22 protein-coding genes and 1 pseudogene are annotated in these 23,528 nt (G+C 63.5%); 8 read left to right on the top strand and 15 right to left on the bottom strand.

All coding sequences use genetic code 11. From position 1 onward, the window contains the following. Positions 1-176: 176 nt before the first annotated feature. Genes BG457_RS02100 through BG457_RS02090 form a run of 3 tightly spaced genes read left to right on the top strand, consistent with a single transcriptional unit; the run spans position 177 to position 5,468 of the window. A complete protein-coding gene (locus BG457_RS02100; RefSeq protein WP_071795291.1) occupies positions 177-764 on the top strand; it encodes an ImuA family protein in 588 nt (195 codons plus the stop codon). Next, entirely contained in the window at positions 679-2,139 is a 1,461-nt protein-coding gene (locus tag BG457_RS02095; RefSeq protein ID WP_071795290.1) for a Y-family DNA polymerase, read from the top strand. Before BG457_RS02100 ends, BG457_RS02095 begins: the two co-directional genes overlap by 86 nt. Further along, positions 2,136-5,468 (top strand): error-prone DNA polymerase, encoded by a 3,333-nt coding sequence (locus BG457_RS02090; RefSeq protein ID WP_071795289.1) that lies wholly within the window; start codon positions 2,136-2,138, stop codon positions 5,466-5,468. The genes BG457_RS02095 and BG457_RS02090 overlap by 4 nt, the downstream gene beginning before the upstream one ends. 440 nt (positions 5,469-5,908) lie before the next feature. Here the strand turns inward: BG457_RS02090 and BG457_RS02085 are convergent, their stop codons facing one another. The 9 genes from BG457_RS02085 to BG457_RS02045 are packed head-to-tail and all read right to left on the bottom strand — an operon-like array spanning position 5,909 to position 13,399. Beyond that, positions 5,909-6,499: a TonB-dependent receptor domain-containing protein gene (locus BG457_RS02085; RefSeq protein WP_071795288.1), complete on the bottom strand. Its 591-nt coding sequence runs from the start codon at positions 6,497-6,499 to the stop codon at positions 5,909-5,911. Positions 6,500-6,515: 16 nt separating this feature from the next. Beyond that, positions 6,516-8,162: a complex I subunit 5 family protein gene (locus BG457_RS02080; RefSeq protein ID WP_071795287.1), complete on the bottom strand. Its 1,647-nt coding sequence runs from the start codon at positions 8,160-8,162 to the stop codon at positions 6,516-6,518. Then, positions 8,159-9,622 carry a complex I subunit 5 family protein gene (locus tag BG457_RS02075; RefSeq protein WP_071795286.1) on the bottom strand — a complete coding sequence of 488 codons (1,464 nt, stop codon included), beginning with the start codon at positions 9,620-9,622 and terminating at the stop codon, positions 8,159-8,161. Before BG457_RS02075 ends, BG457_RS02080 begins: the two co-directional genes overlap by 4 nt. Then, entirely contained in the window at positions 9,619-11,088 is a 1,470-nt protein-coding gene (locus BG457_RS02070) for a complex I subunit 5 family protein (RefSeq protein ID WP_071795285.1), read from the bottom strand. Before BG457_RS02070 ends, BG457_RS02075 begins: the two co-directional genes overlap by 4 nt. Continuing rightward, entirely contained in the window at positions 11,085-11,387 is a 303-nt protein-coding gene (locus BG457_RS02065; RefSeq protein ID WP_071795284.1) for an NADH-quinone oxidoreductase subunit K, read from the bottom strand. The genes BG457_RS02070 and BG457_RS02065 overlap by 4 nt, the downstream gene beginning before the upstream one ends. Beyond that, entirely contained in the window at positions 11,384-12,310 is a 927-nt protein-coding gene (locus BG457_RS02060) for a hydrogenase subunit MbhD domain-containing protein (protein ID WP_071795283.1), read from the bottom strand. Before BG457_RS02060 ends, BG457_RS02065 begins: the two co-directional genes overlap by 4 nt. Beyond that, complete coding sequence (locus BG457_RS02055) at positions 12,307-12,597, bottom strand: cation:proton antiporter (RefSeq protein WP_071795282.1); 291 nt, start codon at positions 12,595-12,597, stop codon at positions 12,307-12,309. The genes BG457_RS02060 and BG457_RS02055 overlap by 4 nt, the downstream gene beginning before the upstream one ends. Then, complete coding sequence (locus BG457_RS02050; RefSeq protein WP_071795281.1) at positions 12,594-12,926, bottom strand: MrpF/PhaF family protein; 333 nt, start codon at positions 12,924-12,926, stop codon at positions 12,594-12,596. The genes BG457_RS02055 and BG457_RS02050 overlap by 4 nt, the downstream gene beginning before the upstream one ends. Next, positions 12,923-13,399, bottom strand: coding sequence for a Na+/H+ antiporter subunit E (locus BG457_RS02045; RefSeq protein ID WP_175546708.1), 477 nt, complete (start codon positions 13,397-13,399; stop codon positions 12,923-12,925). The genes BG457_RS02050 and BG457_RS02045 overlap by 4 nt, the downstream gene beginning before the upstream one ends. 417 nt (positions 13,400-13,816) lie before the next feature. Between BG457_RS02045 and BG457_RS02040 the strand changes: the two are divergent. Next, positions 13,817-14,164, top strand: a pseudogene (locus BG457_RS02040) (transposase); the annotation flags it as partial. Positions 14,165-14,500: 336 nt separating this feature from the next. On the opposite strand, the gene BG457_RS02035 reads toward BG457_RS02040, so the two are convergent. Both BG457_RS02035 and BG457_RS02030 read right to left on the bottom strand, forming a co-directional pair. Continuing rightward, positions 14,501-14,860 carry a hypothetical protein gene (locus BG457_RS02035; RefSeq protein WP_071795279.1) on the bottom strand — a complete coding sequence of 120 codons (360 nt, stop codon included), beginning with the start codon at positions 14,858-14,860 and terminating at the stop codon, positions 14,501-14,503. Next, positions 14,847-16,634 carry a glycosyltransferase gene (locus tag BG457_RS02030; RefSeq protein ID WP_175546707.1) on the bottom strand — a complete coding sequence of 596 codons (1,788 nt, stop codon included), beginning with the start codon at positions 16,632-16,634 and terminating at the stop codon, positions 14,847-14,849. The genes BG457_RS02035 and BG457_RS02030 overlap by 14 nt, the downstream gene beginning before the upstream one ends. 6 nt (positions 16,635-16,640) lie before the next feature. Between BG457_RS02030 and BG457_RS02025 the strand changes: the two genes are divergently transcribed. Then, a complete protein-coding gene (locus BG457_RS02025; RefSeq protein ID WP_175546706.1) occupies positions 16,641-17,387 on the top strand; it encodes a hypothetical protein in 747 nt (248 codons plus the stop codon). Positions 17,388-17,396: 9 nt separating this feature from the next. Here BG457_RS02025 and BG457_RS02020 read toward each other — a convergent pair whose 3' ends face one another. Genes BG457_RS02020 through BG457_RS20115 form a run of 4 tightly spaced genes read right to left on the bottom strand, consistent with a single transcriptional unit; the run spans position 17,397 to position 20,673 of the window. Further along, positions 17,397-17,843, bottom strand: a complete 447-nt coding sequence (locus tag BG457_RS02020; RefSeq protein ID WP_071795276.1) for an ATP-binding protein — start codon at positions 17,841-17,843, stop codon at positions 17,397-17,399. 4 nt (positions 17,844-17,847) lie between these two features. Beyond that, the gene (locus BG457_RS02015; RefSeq protein ID WP_071795275.1) at positions 17,848-18,189 is read right to left on the bottom strand and encodes an STAS domain-containing protein; all 342 of its coding nucleotides are present in this window, start codon (positions 18,187-18,189) and stop codon (positions 17,848-17,850) included. A 3-nt stretch (positions 18,190-18,192) separates the two neighbouring features. Further along, positions 18,193-20,139 (bottom strand): PP2C family protein-serine/threonine phosphatase, encoded by a 1,947-nt coding sequence (locus BG457_RS02010; RefSeq protein ID WP_139257502.1) that lies wholly within the window; start codon positions 20,137-20,139, stop codon positions 18,193-18,195. Between the two features lie 9 nt (positions 20,140-20,148). After that, the gene (locus BG457_RS20115) at positions 20,149-20,673 is read right to left on the bottom strand and encodes a GAF domain-containing protein (protein ID WP_071795273.1); all 525 of its coding nucleotides are present in this window, start codon (positions 20,671-20,673) and stop codon (positions 20,149-20,151) included. Between the two features lie 185 nt (positions 20,674-20,858). On the opposite strand from BG457_RS20115, the gene BG457_RS20110 reads away from it, so the two are divergent. From BG457_RS20110 to BG457_RS01990, 3 genes are all read left to right on the top strand, one after another. After that, complete coding sequence (locus BG457_RS20110; protein WP_175546705.1) at positions 20,859-21,029, top strand: hypothetical protein; 171 nt, start codon at positions 20,859-20,861, stop codon at positions 21,027-21,029. A gap of 473 nt (positions 21,030-21,502) precedes the next feature. Continuing rightward, complete coding sequence (locus BG457_RS01995; protein WP_071795271.1) at positions 21,503-22,714, top strand: NnrS family protein; 1,212 nt, start codon at positions 21,503-21,505, stop codon at positions 22,712-22,714. Continuing rightward, the gene (locus tag BG457_RS01990) at positions 22,711-23,385 is read left to right on the top strand and encodes an NnrU family protein (protein ID WP_071795270.1); all 675 of its coding nucleotides are present in this window, start codon (positions 22,711-22,713) and stop codon (positions 23,383-23,385) included. The genes BG457_RS01995 and BG457_RS01990 overlap by 4 nt, the downstream gene beginning before the upstream one ends. Positions 23,386-23,528 lie beyond the last annotated feature (143 nt).

Here is a 23,528-nt window from a genome sequence, read left to right as displayed (position 1 = left end):
AGGCGCCAGTGCCAGTGAATGACACCGATGTCATGTCATCGGTGTCATATGTGCGATCGCGCCGATTCTGTCAATCAGAAAATCGCTGCGCGCCCGCGGGGGGCTGAACATGCCTGCGCCATCATGCGGCCTTCTGGTGGTTTGAAATTCCGCCAGCCCCGCCCTACATTCGCGGCATGTCGCCCGATTTCCCGCCTGCCCTGCTGCTGCGTGCCGCCCGTGTCCACGAGGTTTACGGCCCCGGTGCCACGAGCTTTGCCGCGATCATGGCGGCCCGCAGTGGCGGCGATATCCTGTGGATCAGCGCGGCGTGGCAGTCCGGGGCGCTGCATCCGCCGGGGCTGCGCGGCTTTCTGGACCCGGCGCGGCTGCTGCTTGCACGGACGCAAAGCCAGACCGACAGTCTTGCCGTGGCGGAAGAGGCGCTGCGGGATGGCGGCCCGGCCTTTGTGGTGCTGGAAATCACCCGCCCGCTGGATCTGCGCGAGGGGCGGCGACTGCAGCTGGCGGCCAAGGCAGGGGGCGCGACCGGGCTGTGCCTGATCCCCGAGGGCATGGGCTCGAATGCCGCCGAGTCCCGCTGGCATGCCGCGCCGGTGCTGGATCAGGGTGGAGGCGACTCGACTCTGATGCGGTGGGAAGTTACAAAGAACAAATCAGGAACAATTGGGGCCTGGCATGTTCGATGGGATGAACAGGCGCGTCATCTGCATGTGGTTTCCCCGGCTGGCGAGCGACCGGGCCCTGCGGGCCTGCCCGGTTGACGGAGCCTTCGCGCTGGTGGCGCGGCAGGGCAATGCCGAACGGCTGTATTGCGTCAATGAAGCCGCCGAACGCGCCGGGCTTGACCGGGGCATGGGGCTGGCCGATGCCCGCGCCTTCTGCCCGGAGCTGATCAGCCGCCCCGCCAGACCGGAACAGGATGCGCGGTTTCTGGTGGCGCTGCGCCGTTGGGCGCTGCGCTGGTGCCCCTGGGTTGGCCTAGAGGGCCCCGACGGGCTGGTGCTGGATATTACCGGCGCGGCGCATCTGTGGGGCGGCGAGGCGGCGATGCTGGCCGATATGCGCGCCCGCATGGCGGCGATGGGGCTGAGCCTGCGGCTGGGGGCGGGAGAGACGCGGGGCGCGGCCTGGGCCTACGCGCATTACGGCGAGGGGAAACAGCCGCTGCTGGCGCTGCCCGTGGCGGCGCTGCGGCTGGATGCACAGACCTGCACCGCGCTGGAACGTATGGGGTTGCGCCGCATCGGTGATCTGGCCGGGGCCGCGCGCGCGCCACTGGCCCGCCGCTTCGGGCCGGGGCTGCTGATACGGCTGGATCAGGCGCTGGGCCGGATGCCCGAGCCGCTCGCCCCCGCACCCGAGCCGGTGCATTACGGGGTGCGGCTCAGCCTGCCCGAGCCCATCGGCCTGCTGGGCGATGTCATGGCGGGCACCGAACGCCTGCTCGGCGCGCTCTGCACGAAGCTGCGGGCGCAGGACAGCGGTGCGCGGCGGTTGATGCTGACCCTGCGCCGGGTCGATCAGGGCAGCCAGCAGGTGGAATTGCGTCTGGCCGCGCCGATGCGCGATGCGGCGCGTATCCTGCCGCTGTTCGAGCGCGGTCTGGCCGAGGTCGATGCCGGTTTCGGCATTGACCAGATCCGGCTTGAGGCCACGCTGGTCGAGCCGCTTGCCACGCAGCAGCTGGGGCTGGGTGCGGCACCGCAACAGGGGGATCGGCTGAGCGATCTGATCACCCGGATCGGCACCCGGATCGGGCTGGAGAATGTGCTGCGTTTCCTGCCCGCCGACAGCCATATTCCCGAACGCAGCTTCCTGATCGCCCCGGCGGCCCATAGCACGCCCGAAACCGGCTGGCACAGCACCCCGCCCCGGCCCTTGCGCCTGTTCGCGCCCGAGCCCATCGCCGCCAATGGCAGCGCGCCGCCCGCGCGGTTTCGCTGGCGACGCATGATCCTGCACACGGCGCGCGCCACCGGACCAGAGCGCATCGCCCCGGAATGGTGGCTGGAGGATGAGGGCTGGCGCCATGGCATGCGCGATTACTGGCGCGTCGAGACCCGGCAGGGCCGACGGCTCTGGCTGTTTCACACGCCGCAAAACCCCGGCTGGTTCGTGCAGGGGGAATTCGCATGAGCTATGCCGAGCTTTGCGTGACCTCGAATTTCACCTTTCTGCGGGGGGCGTCGCACCCTGAGGAACTGGTGCTGCGCGCCGCCGAACTGGGGCTGAGCGCGCTGGCCATCACCGACCGCAATTCTCTGGCCGGGGTGGTGCGGGCCTGGTCGGCGCTGAAAACCCTGCGCCAGGAGGCCGCGCAGGGTCTGCGGGTGCGGTCCGGCACGCGGGTGGATGCCTCGTCGCGGCAGGAAGTGGCGGCGCGCGAATTGCCCCTGCCCCCGCCGGGGGCCCTGCCCCGGCTGATCGTGGGCGCGCGGCTGGTGCTGCGCGATTGCCCGCTGCACTGGCTGGCCCTGCCCTGCGACCGCGCGGCCTATCAGCGGCTGTCGCGGCTCTTGACACAGGGCAAGCGGCGCGCGGACAAGGGCGAATGCCATCTGGATCTGCGCGATCTGGAAAGCGGCTGCCGGGGCATGATCCTGATTGCCCTGCCCCCGTCAAGCTGGAGCACGGCCGATCTGATGCAGGCGGAAGCGCCGCTCCGCGCCTTGCAGCGGTGCTATCCGGGGCAGGTGTTTCTGGGGGCCGCGCCGCGCTATGATGGCACCGATCAGGCCTGGTTCAACGCCTGTGCGCAACTGGCGTTGCGGGCCTCGGCGCCGATGGTGGCGCTGGGGGATGTGCTGATGCATCATGCCGCGCGGCGGCAGTTGGCCGATGTGCTGACCTGCCTGCGCGAGGGGCTGACCATCGACCGGATCGGCACCCGCGCCCTGCCCAATACTGAGCGCCGCCTGAAAGGTCCGACCGAGATGGCCCGGCTTTACCGCCACCACCCCGCCGCGATCCGCCGCACGCTGGAGATCGCCGCGCGCTGCGGCTTTGATCTGGGCGAGTTGAGCTATGAATACCCTGATGAGATTGCGCAGAACGAAGCCCCGCAGGAGCGGCTGGCGCGGCTGGCGCGCGAGGGGATGGTGCGGCGCTATCCGCAGGGCGCGCCCACGCGGGCGCAGGCGTTGATGGCGAAGGAGCTGGCGCTGGTCAGCGATCTGAACTACGCCGCCTATTTCCTGACCGTGCATGATATCGTGACCGAAGCACGCGCCCGCGGCATCCTGTGTCAGGGGCGCGGTTCGGCGGCGAATTCGATCCTGTGCTATCTGCTGGGCATCACCGATGTCAGCCCCGAGATGATCGGCATGGTGGTGGAACGTTTCATCTCGCGCCATCGCGGCGAACCGCCCGATATCGATGTCGATTTCGAACATGAGCGGCGCGAAGAGGTGATCCAGTGGATCTATGAGAAATATGGCCGCCACCGCGCCGGGCTTTGCGCCACGGTGATCCATTTCCGCGCGCGCGCCGCGATCCGCGAGGTGGGCAAGGCCATGGGGCTGAGCGCCGATGTCACCGCCGCCCTGTCGGGGCAGATCTGGGGGCATTCGAACCGTGGCGCCGACCCTGAGCGGATGCGCGAGCTGGGCCTGAACCCCGAGGATCGCCGCCTGTCCCAGACCATCCGCCTGATCCGCGAGATCATCGGCTTTCCGCGCCATCTGAGCCAGCATGTCGGCGGGTTCGTGATCACCAAGGGCCGGCTGGATGAGCTTTGCCCGATCGAGAATGCCGCGATGGAAAACCGTACCGTGATCGAATGGGACAAGGACGATATCGACGCTTTGGGCATTCTCAAGGTCGATGTGCTGAGTCTGGGGATGCTGAGTTGCATCCGCAAGGCCTTTGACCTGCTGCGCGAATATGACCGGACCGATCTGACATTGGCCAGCGTGCCGCAGGAAGATGCCGTCACCTATGCAATGCTGCAAAAGGCCGATGCGGTGGGGGTGTTTCAGGTCGAAAGCCGGGCGCAGATGAATTTCCTGCCGCGCATGAAGCCGCGCTGCTTCTATGATCTGGTGATCGAAGTGGCCATCGTGCGCCCCGGCCCCATTCAGGGCGGCATGGTCAAACCCTATATCCGGCGCAGGCAGGGGCTGGAGGCGCCCGAACCCTTTGGCCCGGCGCTGGAGGCCGTGACCGCGAAAACCCTCGGCGTGCCGCTGTTTCAGGAACAGGCGATGCAGATCGCCGTGGTGGGGGCGGGCTATACGCCGGAAGAGGCTGATCAGCTGCGCCGCTCGCTGGCCTCGTTCCGGCGCATGGGCACGATTGGCCAGCATCGCGAGCGCTTTGTGACCGGCATGCTGGCCAATGGCTATGCCCGCGACGTGGCCGAAGCCTGTTTTGCCCAGATCGAGGGGTTTGCCGATTACGGCTTCCCCGAAAGCCATGCCGCCGCCTTTGCCATGCTGACCTATGTCTCGTCCTGGCTGAAATGCCATCATCCGGCGATCTTTGCCTGCGCATTGCTGAACAGCCAACCGATGGGCTTCTATGCCCCGGCGCAGATCGTGCGCGATGCACGCGAGCATGGGGTCGAGATCCGGCCGGTCTGCGTGAATCATTCGCAATGGGACAACCGGCTGGAGCGGCGCGGCGACGGGGCGCTGGCGCTGCGGCTCGGGTTTCGCCAGATCAAGGGGTTCCGGCGGGACGATGCCGAATGGATCACGCAGGCGCGCGGCAATGGCTATCCCGATCCTGAAAGCCTGTGGCTGCGCGCGGGCGTGCAACCGGCGGTGCTGGAACGGCTGGCCGAGGCCGATGCCTTTTCCGGGCAGGGCCTGACGCGGCGCGATGCGCTCTGGGTGGTGCGGGCGATCCGTGCGCCTGCGCCCTTGCCGCTCTTTGCTGATCCGATTGATGGCGAGGGGCTGCGCGAGCCGGTCGTTCCCCTGCCCGCGATGCATCTGGGCGAAGAGATGGTCGAGGATTACCTTGCCCTGCGCCTGAGCCTGCGCGCCCATCCGATGGAATTGCTGCGCCCGGCCATTTCCGGTCTGACGCCGCATGACCAGTTGCCGGAAGTGCCATTGGGGCGGGTTTCTGTCTGCGGGCTGGTGATCACCCGGCAGCGGCCTGGCACGGCTTCAGGCGTGATCTTCCTGACGCTGGAGGATGAGACCGGGGTCTGCAATGTGGTGGTCTGGCCACGGGTCAATGACCGTTTCCGCCGCATCGTCATGGGTGGACGACTGTTGCGCGTCACCGGGCGGATCGAGCGCGAGGGGATCGTCGTGCATCTGATTGCCGATCTGATCGAGGATCTCTCGCCCCGGCTGGCCGGGTTGGGCCATCCTTTGGGGGAAACGGTCGGGGCCACGGCCCCGCAGGCCGATGATGCCCCCCGCCCGCCACGCCACCCGCCCCGCCACCCAGCTCGGGCCCGCCACCCGCGCGAACAGGCCAAACGGCTGTTTCCCAGCCGCGATTTTCATTGAGCAGTCGGCGGATTGCAGTCATCAAAGGCCCGGCCGGGTGCGTTCCGATCTGGCTGTGATCCGAACTATTGGCCCTAAAGTGCATTTCGACCAGCTTGAGCCGACTGCGCCACATGCGCAGTTGAAAGGGGGACGGGCCTTGCGGCCCGTTGCCTTCGGCGAGAGTATTTTTCGGCAAGATGAAGTCCGGGGGCATGAAAGCAGGCTGTGGCGCAAGCGGATCGAGAACGGCCCTAGTTGCGCCCCGATCCATTCACCCTATCGGTGTTTGGCCGGGCGTCATTCTGCCCGGGAAGACCTGAGCGGGATGCCGTGGCTTGCCGAAATCCGGCGTCCGGGCATCCTTTCCGGCCCTTCCGGGCATTCGAAGGCGAGATACCCCGCCTGCCGCGCGGCGCATAGCAGCCCTCTTCGCGACCTGCAGTCCCGAGCGGGAGACGTTACCAACTGAACTGCCGTCCGATCAACAGGCGGATATAGCGGCCCCGGCGGGCTTCGTTGCTGGCGAGATCATTGACGCCGTAGCCGGGGAAAGCCTCGCCATCGGCGCGGCTGGCCTTGCGCAGGAATGTCCCGCGCCAGCCATATTCCAGCGTCTGATCGAAGGCCCGCGCCCCGAGTTCCAGCACCAGTTCATCCGCAGGGGTGGAATTCAGCCGCGCACCGGTCGTCTGGTCCGTGCCGAGGATCCGCGAATAGGCGAATTTGCCGAAGATAGTTTCAGCATCATAGCCGCCTTCAAGCTCGACCCCGCGGATCCGGGCGCGGGCGATATTGGCATAGGTCGGGCCGGGAACGGCATTTCCGGGCCGTTCGATCTTGTCCTTGATGCGGGTGTTGAACACGGTCAGCTTGAAATCCAGGCTGTCGCCATTGGCGAAAAGATCGCGCCCGCCATAGGAAAAGCCCGCACCAGCGCGCGCGCTCGGGCTGCGACACAGACCCGAAGACCGCCCAGTCCTGGGTGAGTTTGTAATGCACCGCCAGCGACGCAACCCGCGCGGTATCGCTGCGCTTTTCCCCGCCTGCACCTTCGTCCGAAGGCATCTAGTTAGGCAGCCAAATCGAGATTGCGAATGCGAGTGTCACCACCGTCAGAAGAAACCCCGCATGCGGCCAGGGCTGAAAAAAGCTGTCGGCACGTCTGGACCTCAGAAGGATGCGCAGTATTCTGCGCCTGTGGCCTATCGTGAAGTTCCGGCGCGACTGCGGTGCTGCTTTCTGCACCAGTATCAGCCGCGCCCGAAGCATTTCGAGAAGCGCAAGCAGATCGCCGGGCGGGTAGCTTGGCATGGCACGGGCACGCAGCACCGCGACGGCAACCAGCCCCAGCATGACCGGCCACAGCCCTGCGAGAATATTCGCTTGCCCGAGGGGATAGGTGCCCTGCAACCCGGTCACGCGCTCCCAGAGAAACCATGGCACCAGAAGCGCCAGCGCCGCCAGGAATGCTGCGCCTGCAAAGAGGCCGGGCCAGACCGGCCTGTGGCCGCGTGTCGCGTGATGCCGTGCAAGGCGCAGCATGAACCAGCCCAGCACCAGCGTTGTGGTCATGCTGCTGAGTGTCAGGGCGAGCACCAGCGGATCGGACAGGCCTTCTTTGCTCGCCAGCTTGGCCAATGCGCCCCCCGAGAGCGGAAAACCGGATACCGAGAGCGCCATGATCCCGGCAATTGTTAGCGTCAGCAGGCGTGCGCGCGGGGTGGCTGCGGCCGCCACAACGCCGACACAGAGAAACATTGCGGCCTTGGCAAGGCCATGATGCAGCGCATAAAAGGCCACGTGGCTGGATCCCGCGCCGACCAGCGTCAGCAGCAGCCCCATCTGGCTGACAGTGGAATAGGCCAGCACGGCCTTGGGGTCTTGTTGTGTCAGGCCCCAGAGCGCGGCCGCGAATGCTCCGATCAGCCCCGCCACGACCAGAAGACTGCCCCAACCCGACGCGACAGGTATGAAGAGGATCATGCCGATCAGCCCGGCCTTGACAATCGCCCCTGACAGCACCGCCGAGCCGGGCACGGGAGCCGCCGGATGCGCGACCGGCAGCCACAGATGCAACGGGATCATCCCGGCCTTGATGCCGAAGCCCACGAGAAGCGCAGCGATCCCGAATGGCCCCAGCGGCGCATCGGGCAGCGCGGCGCGCACGGAAGAGACCCGCAAATCCTCTGCTGCGGCTGCGCCGATCATCAGCCCGATCAGCAATGCTGCCTCGCCCAGGATTGCAAGCGTGATATAGAGTTTTCCCGCCGCCAGCGCCTTTTTCGTCCGCTCATGAACCACCAGAAACCATGCGGCCAGCGATACTGCGGCGAATGCCAGATAGAAGGTGACGACATCGCCTGCGAGAAATACCCCAAGGTTGCCCGCGAGCGTCAGGCACCAGAACCCCGTCAGAGCGCCCGCCTTCGGACCGGGTGGCAGCGTGAGCGCGGCATGCACCCCTGCCGCAGCCCAGACCAGCGCCGTCATGCCGAGATACAGCGCGCCCCCGGGCACAGCGGCCAGATGCACGCCAAGCAACAGATCGGGCAGGAAGATCGCGCCCGGCGCGCCCGCGAGGGCCAGTCCCAGCGCAGGCAGGGGCGCCAGTGGCAGGATCCACAGCGCATGGGGGCGCCAGCGCGGCACAGCCGGAACAAGGCCCAGCAGAAGCGGCCAGATGAGGACGGCAAAAGGCAGCAGCGCATTCATGGCCCGTATTCCCGTGTGACGATCAGCGTCGCCCAGCCCAGCGGGCTGATCGGGCTGGCCGCCAGCAAACCCACGCCAAGCGTGGCCAGCGCCGTCACGACGGCAGGTCCGACCAGAGCCGGTGCGCGCTCATCGCCGGTTGCATCCTCGGCTGCGGGCAGAAACCACAATCGGTACAGCAGCGGCAGAAAATACGCCGCGTTCAGCAAGGTCGAGGCCACAAGTACGCCCAAGACCCATGGCGCGCCTGCATCCAGCCCACCGAGCCCGAGATAGAATTTGCTGACAAACCCCGCCAGCGGCGGCAGGCCGATCATACCCAGGGCCCCCAGACTGAAACAGGCGGAGGTCCAGGGCATGCGCGGACCCAGCCCGTTCAGCCCGGCGATGGTCCTGACGCCCGCGCGCTCGTCATAGATGCCAGCACAGAAAAACAGGGTGATCTTCATCAGCCCCTGATGGATCAGATGCACCAGCCCGCCGATCATCGCCAAAGGACTGGCCAGCGCTGCGCCGAGCACGATGTAGCTGACCTGACTGACGGTCGAAAATGCCAGCCGCTTCTTGATCTCGTCCTGCTGCAAGGCGCGCAGCGATCCCCAGATGATGGTTGCAGAGGCAAGCACCGCCAGCGGCACGCCCACCCCCAGCGCCACGACATTGGCCGCGCCGAACACATCATAGATGATGCGCACAACCCCGAAGGCCCCGGCCTTGACCACGGCCACCGCGTGCAGCAGGGCCGAGACTGGCGCGGGGGCTGCCATCGCTGCGGGCAGCCAGCCATGCAGCGGCACGATCGCGGCCTTGACCCCGACGCCGATGATGAACAGCGCGAAGATGGCGCGCAGCGCGCCTGGCTCCAGCACGCTCAGGTCAGGCGGGTCGGTGAACAGCACCGGCCCGGTGGCGCTTTCCAGCCAGATAATCGCCCAGAGCAGCGCCGCAGAACCGGGCAGGGCGTAAACCAGATACAGGCGCGCCGCTGACAAGGACGGCTTGTCCTGCTTGTGGGCAACCAGCGGCCATGTTGACAGGGTCAGCAACTCGAAGAAGATAAAGAACGAGATCAGCGAGCCTGAAAGCGCCAGCCCCGTAGTTGCCGCCACGCAGAGGCTGAAAAACCCGAAGAAACGTGACAACTCGGCCTTGGTGCCGAAATAGGCGATGGCGTAGATCGTGGTCAGGAACCACAATGTCGCCGAGAGCGAGATGAACAGCAGCGCCAGCGCATCCACGCGCAGCAGCATCACGAGGCCGGGCGCGAGGGGCAAAATCGCCTCATAGCTGGCGCCGCCCGCCACGGAAAACAGCATCCAGCCGATCAGCCCCAGTTTCAGGATCGCCCCGCCAAGGTTCAGCCCGTTGCGCAGGCTGTGGCTGTCTTGCGCGAGAAAGAAAGTCACGCCCGCCGGCACCAGCGAGGTCAGCAGGATCAGAACAGGCAGTGCCGCGCTCATAGGCCCTCCTCCGCGGGCTCCGGGCGTCCGATCTGCAACAGGTCGAACGGGGTGGCGGAGAAAAGGCCCAGCAGGATCGCCGAGGCTGCCAGCGTCAAGGGCACAGCCTGCCAGATGCGGGGAACCGGGCGCGGGGCGATCCGGGCCTCGCGCGCGAAAAGGGCGGCCATGGGACGATAGAGATATGCAGCGGCCAGCAAGCCGCCCCCGACCAGCACCAGCGCCAAGGGCCACTGACCCGCTGCCAGAGCCGATGTCATCAGCAGATATTTCGCTGTGAACCCGCCCGAAGGTGGCAGGCCCGCCAAGGTGATTGCAGCAAGTGCAAGGGCAGCCACTGTCATCGGCAGGTGCCGCACCAGCCCGCGCAGATCGCCAAGCCGGTCGCTGCCGACAGCGGCGATGCAGATGCCCGCAGCCAGAAACATCGCAGCCTTCGCCAACCCGTGGCTGAGCGCCAGAAACATAGCCCCGGTCCACGCCCCTGCCGACCACGGCTGCACCGACCCGCCGCCCCCTGCCAGGGGAAAAATCAGAAACAGATACCCAAGTTGCGCAACAGTCGAATAGGCAACGATCAGCTTCAGGCGGCTCTGCACCAAGGCCAGGACGCCGCCCCAGATTACCGCGATAGATCCGAGCACTGCCAGCATCATCACGGCGGCGGAGGATGCGAGGTCGGGCATGGCTTCGAACCACAGCCGGATCAGGATCAGGAAAGACGCTTTGGGCACCAGCGCCGACAAAAGCGCCGAGGCCGGGGCGGGGGCAGCGGCATGGGCCGTCGGCAACCAGACATGAAAGGGAAACAGCGCGGTCTTGGCCAGCAATCCCGCCGTCATCAGACCCAGTGCCAAGGCATCGCTTTCTGCGGGCATACGCGCGGCCAGCAAACCTATATCGAGCACACCATGCGCGGCGTAGGTCAGCACAACCCCCGCCAGATAGAGAACAGAGCCCACCAGCGCGAAGATCATGTAGCGCAGTGCTGCTGCAAGCGCCTTTGCTGTACCCGACAGTGCAACAAGGGCTACGGCTGCAAGGCTGAGAAGCTCGATGCCGACATAGAGGTTGAACAGATCACGCGAGACATAGACCGCGTTGAGCGCGCCCCATAAAAGAGCCATCAGCACCCAGAAACCGAAGGCCGCGCGCGGGCCGACCCGTGTGGCCCGCATCTCGAACCGGGCGGCGAGCGCAACGGCGGACATGACCAGCGCACTCATCAAGATCAGGGCCACGGCCAGACCATCGGCGCGCAGGGCTATGCCAAGCGGGGGCGTCCAGCCGCCCAGCGTCAGCAAGACCGGCCCGCTGCGCCATACGGAAGCTGCAAGCGTCAGCGCCGCGACCAACCCAATGGCGACGGTGAGCAGCCCGAGCGGCTCTCGGCGACGCTCGGGCAGCGCCAGCACGGCCAGCGCTGCGACCAGCGGCAAGGTCAGCAGAACCACCAGCGATGTCATGGCGCCGGGTCTTCGTCGGGCAGCACGACCTTGCCGGAACTGCGCGCCAGCGCCACGACCAGCCCCACCGCCAGCGCGCTGGCAGAGAGCGCCACGACAATGCCGGTGATGATCAGCGCCTGCGGGACCGGATCGACTGCGCCCCCCCGCGCGCCCGCTGCACCGAAAAACAAGAACAACCCGGAACCGGTCAGGTTGAAGGCGATGACACGGCGCAGCAGATGCGGCAGCGCCAGCAGGCCATAGACCCCAAGACCCACCAGCGCCGCACCAGTCAGAGCGAAGACAGTCAGGCTCATGGCGCAGGCTCCGGGGCTTCGGCGGGGCCTATGACCAGCAGCGCCAATGTCACAGCGATGGAGACGGTCAGCGCCGCCTCGATGATCAGGATAGCCGGTTTTGCAAGAGCGGCTGACAGGCTCAGGAAACTGCCGCCCAGTGCGGCGGCCGCCAGCCCCGACAACAGGAATACGCCCGGTCCCAGCACCAGTGCTGCACGCAGCAGACGCTTCGAGGCGCGCGGCGGGGGCAGAACCTGCGCCATCATGGCCACCAGCACCACCCCGGCCAGCACAGTGCCGCCCTGAAAGGCACCGCCCACGGTCTCTGTACCGGCCCAGACCAGATAGACACCGAAAATCAACCCGATCGGCGGCAGAACCCGTCCGAAATATGCAAGCACCCCGGAGGGGCGCGCGTGATAGCGCGGTCCGAGAGGCGCGTCCCAATCCGCATCCCGCGCCAGCATCCACACGCCCAGCAGCGCGGCCAGCAGCACGATGCTTTCAAGAAGCGTGTCCCATGCCCGGAAGTTCAGGAGCACCGCCGTCACGGGATTCCCGGCACCCGATTGCGGGAGCGCCTGCGCGACATCGGGCGCCTCTGGCACAGGCAGAACGAACCACGCCCAGGCCAGCGCCAGCGTAACTGCGCCACCGGCCAGTGCGGCGGGCAGTGGGGCGCCGGGACGCTCGGTTCGGTCGGCCTGCACCCGGCGCAAGCGCCCCTGCGCGGTCAGCAGCAGCACGCCAGTCAGCCCCGCGCCGATCGCCGCCTCGGCCAGCGCCACATCATAGGCCCCCAGCCGCGCCCAGCCGATGGCAACAAAAAGCCCATAAGTGATGAAAAAGATCACCGCACGAAAGACTCCCGCGCCCGCAACAGCGGCCAGCGACACGCCAAGGATCAGTGCGCAGAGTGCAAGGTCCAGCGCGAGGCTCATTCTTCCTCCTGCGATGTGGTCAGCGCGGCCCGCGCGACCAGTTGCGCGACAGCCCCGGCGGCCAGCAATGCGAGCGCCCAGATCAGTGCAAGCGTGACCAGTTGCGCCAGAGTTCCGGCCTGAAACGCTATCCCCAGAGCGATAAATCCCAGACCAAGATTGTCTGCTTTGGTCAATGCATGCAGACGGCTGAACGTGTCGGGAAACCGGATCAGCCCGACTGTGCCTGCAGCAAAGAACACCAACCCAAGGGCGGTAAAAGCATAGGTTGCAAGATCAGCGATCACGTCGCAGCATCCTTTTGTGATGCCGCCGGGGCGTATCTGCCGCCGTCTCGGGCCGATTGCTCTTCAGGATCACCCGCGCCGTCCGGTGTCTGCGTCTTGACAAAGCCCACGGCTGCCAGCGCCGAGAGCAGCGCCAGCGCCAGTGCCACGACCAGAAGCGCCCAGTCCTGCAGCGCGGCCAGCACGATCAGCACGCCAACCCCACCTGTACCGACGAGCTGTGCGGCCATCATGCGGTCGGCCTGCGACGGACCGCGCCACACCCGCCATAGCGCGCCGGCCAGAGTGGCAAGCAGGCCCAGTGCCAGCAGATGCAACCAGAGCGTCATGCGCGACCCGTTCTGTTCTGATCGATGATTGCAGCGATTTGCGCCTCCTCGCGGGCAATGGCGTCATCGAACCCCGCCTCGATGTCCAGCAGGTGAATGATCAGCTTGCCATCCTCGCTGCCAGCCGCCAGCGTTCCGGGCATCAGCGACAATTCACCGCCCAGGGCCGCCCGCGCACCTTCGGGCAGATCACTGCGCAGTTCGATCCAGCCGGGGTTGAGCGGCATGCTTGGCGAAAATGCGCGCCAGGCCACATCCACCCCGCCACGGATCGACTCTGCGACAAACCGCGGCAGATGCCGCGCCAGCCTCCAGAGCACAAGCGGATCCCGCGCCGGAAGGAACTGCAGACTCAGCCACACAGCAACGATGGTTACGACCAGACCTGTTGCAAGGGCTTCTGGCGCAGGCCCGGCCAAAGCCAACCACCCGCCCCCGAACAGCACGGTGCGATGCACTATGGCCCTGACCAAGAAGGTGTTCATGGAGAAAAGGTAGATTGTGGCTGTCTGCAATACAATGCCGGAAACTGCTTTTGGACAGGGGAGAAGGTTGTGCCCTGCTTCGGCCCGCTGCCAACCGGGCGTCCTGTTGCCTGTGCCATGCCCGCCGTGAACGACAATGCCGGTGCACAAGGCGCGCATGGGGCCGAGTTCTGGCTATGGGCTGCGACAAGCACCCGTTCTTTGGATGCTACAGAGCTTTGCAATGCACATGTCCCGGCGCATCGGCACCGCCCGAGCGTTTTGCAGCCTCAATGATTTCAGCCGCTACAGCCCGACATGCAGGTGGCCTTGTTAGATGTGCAGTCCCGGCATTTGATGGATCGGATTCAAGATGAATCGTTCTGGCTCTTATGTCCAGCATTTGCAGATAAACTCGTATTGCGTGAGGCCGTTGGTCTGGCGATCCGCGTCACGATCACGCCCGGCCAATGGGGAGACCTGCTCGAAGGGCTGAAGGGCGTCGGGCAGGTGATGGCGGATGCTGCCTATGATGCTGATCATTTGCGTCGGTTTATCACCCACGACCTCGGAGCCAGTCCTCAGATCAAAGCAAACCCGTCGCGATCAACCGTGCCGTCCATCGGCTGGGCGCTCTACAAGGAGCGGCATCTCGTCGGATGTTTCTTCAATCGTATCAAACGCTTCCGGAGGATCGCCCTACGCTGCGAGAAAACTCTGTCATCCTTCAAAGCATTCGTAACACTCGCCTGCGCAATGGCTTGGCTGGCCTAGATGAAGAGGCCGCATCGTCGGTGCTGAAGCGTTTATACATCTCTGCGACACTATCGTCGTTTAGCGCGGGGCGAAGTGCAGTAGAAGCGCAAGAACCAGACGGGAGCGCTCTGCAGGGTCTTTCTCCGGTGAAGCCACTCCCCATAACCATGGCGTCCCGATCCCGAAAAGCTGCCCGTCTATCGGTGCTGCTCGATCGCGTGCGCATCGCCTGCTTCATGAAGCTGCGCGCTCACAAAACCGGAGAGCCGCTCGCAACACGTTCACGGCTGCGCGACCTTGAGGGCATCGGGGCGAGACCGGGGTGCTCATGCAGATACGCAGCATCTGGAGCCCTCACAGACCGAAAACACGCTGCATGATGGCGCCAGCCTCGATGAGCAGGGGATCGGCAGCCAAATGCGGAGGAATGGCATCTAGAAGGGCTGCAGCCTCGGCCGTGAGGGATGGGTCAGGATCCTGAAGCCCCGCCGCAGACAGCGCCAGCATCACTGCGGCCAGTTCTTCTGCGCTGGCGGCCTGAATATCCGGAACGCGCGTGCGCAGGCCGTCAATTGTGCTGCTATCTTCCGGGCCATCCAGCGATATGCCCAGATCCAGCCGCTCAAGCTGTACCACAATGGCGATGGACACGATTAGGCCCAAAAGCCAGGCGATCTGGTAACGCGCAGAGATCCAGCCGCTATCGGGTTTCATGCTGATATGCCTCCATCACAGGCAGGTCAAATTCGGGATCGGGCGACCATATTGCTGCGCGGATTATCACCCACAGCGCCATCATGTTACTCAGGCTCCAAAAGGTATTCACGATCATCGCGCCCAGTGTGTATCCAGAGACGCCGAGTCCGAACATGCTCCAGCCATAGACCAGCGCGGCCGCGTTCAGCGAAAGAATCAGAATTTGCCAGCGCACCAGCTTCAGATACCGCCCGGAGGCGCGATCCTTCGGTGTGACTGTAAAGGAAATCTTCTGCCCCCGGATCACGGCCCACAGGGCCGCCAGCGTCAGTGGGAACATGGCGATATACCATTTTCGCCCCTTCATCGCAGGTGTGCCCCAAAGCCCCACCATCTGCGCCAGTTCGTTCATCACCAGAAAGGGCACGATGTGCAAAAAGAATTCCAGTGAGTATGTGGCGACTGGTGCGATGCCGGAGAACAGAAAAATGATGGGCGAAATCAGAAAGATGATGTTCCATAGCGGGGAAAGATAGGAATAGAATGTTGTGCCATACATCAGCTTTTGTGGAAGGTTCAGACCCCGGCGCAGCAACGGATTGTCATTGCGCAGGATATCAAGTGTGCCACCGGCATATTTGAATCGCTGAATCGTCCAGCTCAACAGATCATTGGGCGAGATCATGCGTGACAGGACTTCGGGGTGCATCACGGATTTCCAGCCCCTTGCGCGGTCACTGTGCAAGGCAATCGATGTATAAAGGTCTTCTGACACATGCAGTTTGAACGGTGTGAATTCCACTTCCCGCGCACGCCCCATCTGCGCGGAATGGTGCACAGGCGTGCTCAGATTTGCCTCGCCTGTAAGGCGTGTCAGGCGGCGCGCCTCTTTGCCGGACAGATCTTCGATCTGCGCGGCCCAGGACCGGATGGCTGCTTCCATCAGGGCTTCGCGCCGATGGACTGACCCAGCGCCGCAGCAGAAAGAAGCGTTGGCCCAGTTCCGCCGATGCTGGATGAAATCATAAAACATCTGAGGATCGTTGCCGAAGGGATCCTCGCCAATTCGCACAGGGCCGATCACTGTTTCGATGCGTCGACCCAGCCAATTGCCAAAGCGCCCCAGTTTTCGTTCCAGAGCCGCGGGCAAGGGCACGCCGGGCGGGATGTCCCAGAACCATTGGGGTGTCTGGACCCATGCTGTTTTCGGATCGCGGAAATAGCCCAGCGTATTGGCCAGAAAATTCGGAAACGGGCGTGTGTCTGCGTCAAAGATAACCACGAAATCGCCGACCGTGTGATCCATCGCATTGCGCAGGTTTCCCGCCTTGTAGCCGACATTATCCGAACGCGTGATGTAGTTGACGCCCAAGTCCTGCGCCACCGCTGCCATCGCCGGGCGCCGCCCGTCGTCAAGCACATGGATACGCAGGTCGATCGGGTGGGGGTAATGCATGTTTTGCGCATCGCGCAGACCCAAGCGCACCAGTTCAGGATCTTCGCTATATGTTGCGAAGAATACATCCACGATCAACGGCCGATCGGTTTCGGGTGGGGTCTCGGTCGTGTCGGAAATGCGCGCCGGGGCGATGGGACGCTTCGGTGATCGTGGCGTCCACAGATTGATCGTGAACAGGATCAGCCCCAGAAATGCGCCGGTTTCTGCGATCAGCAACGACAATGAGAACCAGGCAGCATCCCAGTTTATCGAATAGGTCCAGCGCCACCACAGATACCAGACCCCGAAAACCAGACTTGCCGTCGCCAGAAATTGCCAGACAAAAACATGCAACGGTCCATGCGCAGCATGCCTCCAGGGAACCTGACGTTCATATCGCGTCGCATGGGGACGGTTTGCCTGCTTCTGCGCCATTTTCAGTTTTTCTTGAGCCCTGCTCTGTGGGATGATTTACCTTATAAGGCGAAATCTAAAATAGGAAGATCGCGCTTGGGTAGAGTAATCATTCGCACGGCAGGGTGGCAGGCTTTGCCTGCTTCTGGTCTTATCAGCCTGATCGCCCTGTCAGACGCGCAGGCGAATGGCGAATTTTTCCAGCTCGACTATGCGCCTCGGGCAAGTACAGTCATCGGCAGCATTGTGCGCGGGCCGTGGGGCGCGGCTTTGGGCTGGTCGGATTTCGCCGGGGGCGGTGCGTTCAGCGCCAATATCACTTACAGCCTGCCGGTCCCGGCTTTGGGCGAAAGTGCTGTTTTCCGCTTTGGTCCGAGCGCCCGCTCAGATCGTGCTGGCAGTCTGGATCTTGGCGCGAAAGTGGTCTTGGAACGTTGGGCCCCGACGACATTCGGAAGTGTTTTCGTGCTGGCCGATTACAACACCATAAAGAACGAATATCAGCTATTGGGTGAAGTGGCACATTGGGACAGCGGTCTAAGTGCTGCTGTCTCGATCCAGGGCGGGGATTCTTTCCGCGAAAACAGCCTGTTTCTGGGGTATGATATCCGCGAAACGCCGGTCCGGCTGCGGCTGGGGTATCGGTTCCGCGAAAAGCGTGCCGTGATCGGGTTTGCGATCAATACGTTCTGACCGCGCCGCTCATGTGTTGATGTACTTCACCATGCTCAGAATGTAGCGATCATTGCTCGTTCGCAGATTGACCTCATCCATCGACAGAATAATGATGAGCAGTCCACGCCCCCCTTCGGGCAGTGATGCGACATCAGTGATGTCATGCGACGAATATTGCCCGCGCGTCTTTTCCAGCAGCCCGTCGGGCACTACCGGCACGATGTCATTCACCTCGACCACCAGCGCAGCATCGGCAACATGGGCGGATACCAATATCTGACCGGTATCGCGGCCATGCACGCTGCCATGTTTGATCGCATTGGTCAGGGCCTCGACCAGAGCCAGTTCGATCAGTCCCGCGCTGTCTTCATCCAAGACTTTGCTGGCATAGTCATTTACGGCCATGGCGACATCCGATACAGCGGTCAGATCGCGCTCGACTGTCTGGAAAAACGCCTCTGGCGCAGGGGTCATCGGATTACCCCGTCAAATCGGAGATCGCCGCAGGCACAGAAGCATAAATCGGGAATACCTTGTCCATGCGTGTCAGTTTCAAAAGCTGTTGCACTGCGCCTTTGGGGCCTGTCAGTGCGAGCGTGCCCAACGGGCCCATCTTCTTGATCCCGCCGATGAGCGCGCCCAATGCCGAGCTGTCCATGAACTTTACATCCTTCAGATCCAGCAGGATCTGATCCGCCCCGGCGTCAATCTTGCCGATCAGCAGCGCGCGCAGATCAGGGGCGTTGCTGGCCTCCAGTCGTGCCGTACTGATTTCGATTACCAGAAACTCCGCTTCCATGCGTTCTGCATGTCCGATCATTCCTCACATCCTTTCTGCAACGACGAGGCTGACATCATCAGACAGATATCCTGCCTCTTTCCACTGATCCAGCATCTGTACGAGTTTGTGCAGCAAAGCTTCGGTGCTGCAAGCGGCATTCCGGTTCAGAAACTCGATGAAACGATCTTCACCATAGATTTCACCCGACGCGGTGACGTTTTCATACATACCGTCAGAAAACACCACCAGCCGGTCGCCGCGGGCAAAGGGAAAATTGATTTCATCGAAAACTGCATCCGGCAGCACTCCGATCGGCAAGCCCCCTTCGCCCAGACGCCTGATCGTCCCGTCGTGGCGGATCAGGACAGGGCTCGGATGGCCCGCCTGAACCATCCTTCCGGTGTCCGTAGCCGTGTCGAAGGCCGCGATCAAAAGCGTAAAATAGGTAAAGTCCGCGCTCCATTGCCTGTTCAAATTCGCGACCAAATCTGCCAGCGCCACACCCGCACGCAGTTTGGACAGCGCGCGCCGCGCGCGGATATGCGCGGCGACGGACACCAGCCCTGCCGCAGCGCCATGCCCGGCGACGTCGATCTGAAACAGACCGACCTGACCCTCGCCAAGTGCGATATAATCAAATGTGTCACCCGCGATCACATTGGCGGATGCGAAACAGGATGAGAACCGGATATCGCCAATTATGCCGGGGGCAGGCAATTGCGACAACTGCACTTTGGCTGCGGCTTCCAAATCCGCTTTCAGGCTGCGATGGGCTTCGGCGATCTGGGCGTGCAATTCCAGACGCTCGCGTGTCAATCGTTCGCGGCGAAGCCCTGTCACCCGGAATACTCGTAGCGCATCACGCATCGCGCGCAAATCCTGCAGCCAATACTGCTTCAGCCCGACCGGGGCCAGATTGCCGTCTGCCAGTTCCAGCATCTTGCGGCGCAGTTCGTCCAGGGGGGACACAATCTGGCGCACGATGACGAACAGAGAAAAGATAAACAGTGCGAGCACAGCCACAGAGAGCACCAGCAACTGGATCAGGGTCACCCGGTTGCGGGCTTGTTCCGCGGCCAGATTGGACTGCGACTGTTCAAATACTGAATTCAATAGGGTCGCGATCTGGCGCGTGGCCTCATCGGTCGCAGCAAACCAATCCTGCTCGCGCGCAGGGATGTCCTGTCCTGTCGCGATCCCCTGCACGAGCTGGATTTCTGCCGGGATATAAACCTGCACCAGAAAATCCGAGAAGCTGCGGGCGGGCTGCATCAGATCTTCATGGACCATCATCAGCGCATCCAGATAGATCGTGGCCGCAGCTTCCAGTCGGCGGGTCTGATCCTCGATCTGATCCAGACTCAGCAAAGGCGAAAACTGGCTCTCGTTCAACTCGCGCAGGATCCGCACCCGATTGCCCTGCAAGTTTGTGCTGATCCCGACAAGATAATTGCGCAACATCTGCAACCCTGCGAATTGACCATCGACAACGCCGGTCATGTTCAAAAGAGCGCGCCGAAGATCCTGCAAATGCTCCTGCATCAGATCCAATTGTTCCAGAGCGACAAAACTTTGCGCCCACAAGGCGTCGGCATCGCCAGCGGCCTGAACTGTCGCGAATATCTCTGCCTGCAGCTCCAAAAGGGCGGTCTGTCGCGCAATGGAGGCACCAAGTTCCTGCAACTCTGCTGTGCCAGTTCCCGACAGAGTATCCGCAGCACGCCGCAGTGCCTCGGCAGAACTGCGCAATGGATAGCCCATCGGACCATTCGCAGGCGCGCCTTCGGAGATCTGGATGATGCGCGCCCGGTCATTCTGTAACCCAAGAATCGCGTTCAGCAGATCATGGCGTGCCCGGTCGACAATGATCTGTTCGGAGCTGCGAAGAAAGTAATGCCAAGTCTGCGTGCCCTGAAACCACAGGAGCGTAAGCAAGGTCAGCCCGAAAATCGCAAACAAGGTTGCGAGCATACCGCGTATGGTCAGCACTGCATCACCTTATTCGATATTTCGTCCGATCCGGCCCAGAGTCGCGGCCAGACCCTGCACGGCCCATTCTGCAAAATCGACCAGCTCGGCCATTTCCCAGCGGCTGAAGTCAGGTCTGGGTCTGCTGTCGATCAGGCAGAATGCCCGCAGAGGGATGCTCGCCATATAGCTGAGCGGCTCCCCAGCATAGACCTGGACCGAGGATGGGCCAAGTAGGATAGGGCTTTGGCGAAACAGCGGGTCTTGGTATGCGTCCGAAACAACAAGGATTGCATCTTCCACTATAGTGTAGCTGCAAAATGCGACTTCGCATTGCGCCTGGTCGATATCAGTTCCAGCGCACGCCTTGAGGATCTGCACATCCTCGGTCAGCGAGGTGACCACTGCGATATCGGTGCCGAAATGAAGTGTGGCGTCTATGCAAAGTTGATCCAGTTCGGGCAGATTGGTCGTGTTGGCGAAATCCGTACCTCTCAGTCTTCGCAGCCGAAAGACCTCGTGCTCTCCTGCTGGATAGTCGGGGTCGTTCCTCATGACGCTGGTGTCCTGTCGAATTGCGTGTTCAACCTAACACAAGCCTGAACACGTGCAATCTGTGGTTGTGAACACCCTGTCTTGTCTGGCCAGCGGTGCTTATGGAACCAAATCGGATCTATGTGTTTCGTCTGCGAATTCTGTCTACGGCGGTTGCTTCGTTTCTAATGGCAGATGTCCCGGTCATGGCGGAACAGCCAGTCAATCGCTTCTTCAACCCCAGAAACGTGCTGGGTGCCCCGTTCGCGGGCGCCTGGGATCCCCCGTTGCGCGAGCAGGATCTGGACTGGATCGCGAGAGCGGGCTTTGACATGATCGCCTGCCTGTGCGCTTTGGCAGTCACCGGAACGGCCTGATCTGGCCGGGATTCATGGCACGCGTCGAACTGGGCGCGCGTCGAGCACAGGGTGCTGCTTGTACTCCGTCATCCGGGCAGACCCGGTTAGCGGCATTGCAGTTCGTCCCCGATGGGCATTGCAAACAGTCCCCGAAAGAAAGTGAGATGCCGGGCTGCAACGGGTTGTGGCTTGGCTATCGCCATTTCTTGACTAATAATGACAGGATTGTCGACCACTCTTCGGCTTCCCCACAGGAAGGACTGAAGCCGAAAGCTGCACCGACGGGCTTCGCCCTGCCCACTAGCCTGCCCGGCGCAGTATTTCCTCCTGTTTGACGATGAGTCTCGTCCCGTGGGCAGCCGGGAACCTGTCTGTGCAATCGGTGAGAGTGATCGCCGCATGAATTCCGACTGTTTTGCTCGAATTTCTGTTTACGCCGCAGCTTCACTTGATTATAGTCAAGCGCGCAGACGCCAAGGAGATTGCGGCAGATGACAACAACAGCCAAACAAAGCCGCGCCTGGCGGGGCCCCGCCTTGCTCAGCTATGGGTTCCGGCCATTCTTTCTGTTCGCGGGTCTCTGGGCCGCATTTTCGATGGGATTCTGGCTGGTGCTGCTGGCGGGGCGCGCGCCGCTGCCGCTGGCCTTTGCGCCGACCGACTGGCATGTGCATGCCTTCGTCTTTGGCTATCTTTCTGCCGTCATCGCGGGTTTCCTGCTGACCGCCGTGCCGAACTGGACCGGCCGCCTGCCGGTGGTGGGCTGGCCTTTGGCGGGGTTGGTGGGCCTGTGGGCGCTGGGGCGGATCGCGGTGCTGATCGGCGGCGGCTGGCCTGCATGGGTGGTGGGAGCGCTGGATCTGGCCTTGCCGGTCGCCCTGATTGCCTTTCTCGCGCGCGAGATCATCACCGGGCGCAACTGGCGCAACCTGCCGGTCCTGGGGCTGATGGCGCTGTTCGCGCTGGCAAATGGCTGGTTCCACATCGAGGCCGCGCGGGGCTTTGCGCAGGATGGCTTTGGCCTGCGGCTGGGGCTGGCGGCGGTGCTGATGCTGATTGCGCTGATCGGCGGGCGCATCGTGCCGAGTTTCACCCGCAACTGGCTGGCCAAACGACAGGCCACACGCCTGCCCGTGGCCTTCAACCGCGCCGATGGGGCGGTGATGGTGCTGACCGGCGCGGCGCTGCTGGCCTTTGTGATCGCACCCTATGGCGGCTTGACGGCGGGGCTGTGCCTTGCTGCCGGGCTGGCCAATCTGTGGCGCATGGCGCGCTGGCAGGGCTGGCAGACGGGGCCGGAACCGCTGGTCTGGGTGCTGCACGCCGCCTATGCCCTGCTGGCATTGGGGTTTCTGACCGTAGGGGCCGCCGCAGTTGATCTGATGCCGCCCTCGGGCGCGCGCCATGTCTGGCTGGCGGGCGCGATCGGGCTGATGACGCTCGCGGTGATGACCCGCGCCAGCCTTGGCCATGCGGGCCTGCCCCTGAGCGCCAGCCGCTCTGTCGCAGCGCTGTATCTGGCGCTGATCGGGGCGACCGTTGCGCGGCTTCTGGCGGGCATCTGGCCCGGAGAAATGTGGCTTCTGCATCTGTCCGCACTGCTCTGGACCGGCGCCTTTGGCGGCTTTGCCCTGATCTACTGGCCGATCCTGACACGCCCGAAACGCGCCCCCAAACCCGCCAGCCGCCCGCAACCGGCATGAGCGGCTGGGGCGCTTATGCGGCGGCCTGGGCGCTATTTCTGTTCACCCATGCGGTGCCGGTGCGACCGCCGGTCAAGCCGTGGCTGATCGCGCGGCTGGGGCAAGCGGGTTACGGGATGGCCTATTCGCTATTGTCGCTCGGGGTGCTGGCATGGCTCTTCATCGCGGCGGCGCGCGCGCCGCATCTGGCGCTCTGGCCCATGCCCGCCGCCGCGCATTGGATCGCATTTGCCGCGATGCTGCCTGCGATCCTGCTCCTGGCGCTGACGCTGGGGCGGCCCAATCCCTTCTCTTTCGGCGGGGCGCGCAATGAGCGGTTCGATCCGGCGCGGCCGGAACTGATCGGACGCATCCGCCATCCGGTTCTAGCAGCGCTTGGCCTATGGGCCGGGGCGCATCTGGTGATCAATGGCACATTGGCCCATGCGCTGATGTTTGGCGGCTTCATCGCTTTCGCGGCGCTGGGTGCTGTGCTGATCGACCGGCGCAAGCGGGGCGAGTTTGGCGCTGCCGAATGGCAGAGGCTGCGCAGCCCCAGCCGGGCCGCGCGGGTCAGTCTGCCGCCGCATGCGGGGGTGAGGCTTGCCGCAGGTGGCGTCGTTTTCTGTACCCTGATTGCAGGGCATCAATGGCTGGCCGGTGTGGCGATCTGGCCGCGGTTTCTGCCGTAGCGGGGTGTGGCAGGAGAGGGGCAACCTTCGGGCAGAGTGATTCATCCCGATATCGTCGCGGGTGGCTCCCGGAACTTGTCTCAGGCAAGACCTTTGACTTGATAATTGTCAATAGTTGCGCAATTACCCCTGAAGGCGCAACA

The sequence above is a fragment of the Natronohydrobacter thiooxidans genome (genome assembly GCF_001884735.1).
Classification (GTDB): domain Bacteria; phylum Pseudomonadota; class Alphaproteobacteria; order Rhodobacterales; family Rhodobacteraceae; genus Roseinatronobacter; species Roseinatronobacter thiooxidans_A.
Note: the sequence above shows the minus strand (reverse complement) of the source record. Positions and strands in the feature narration are given on the sequence as shown.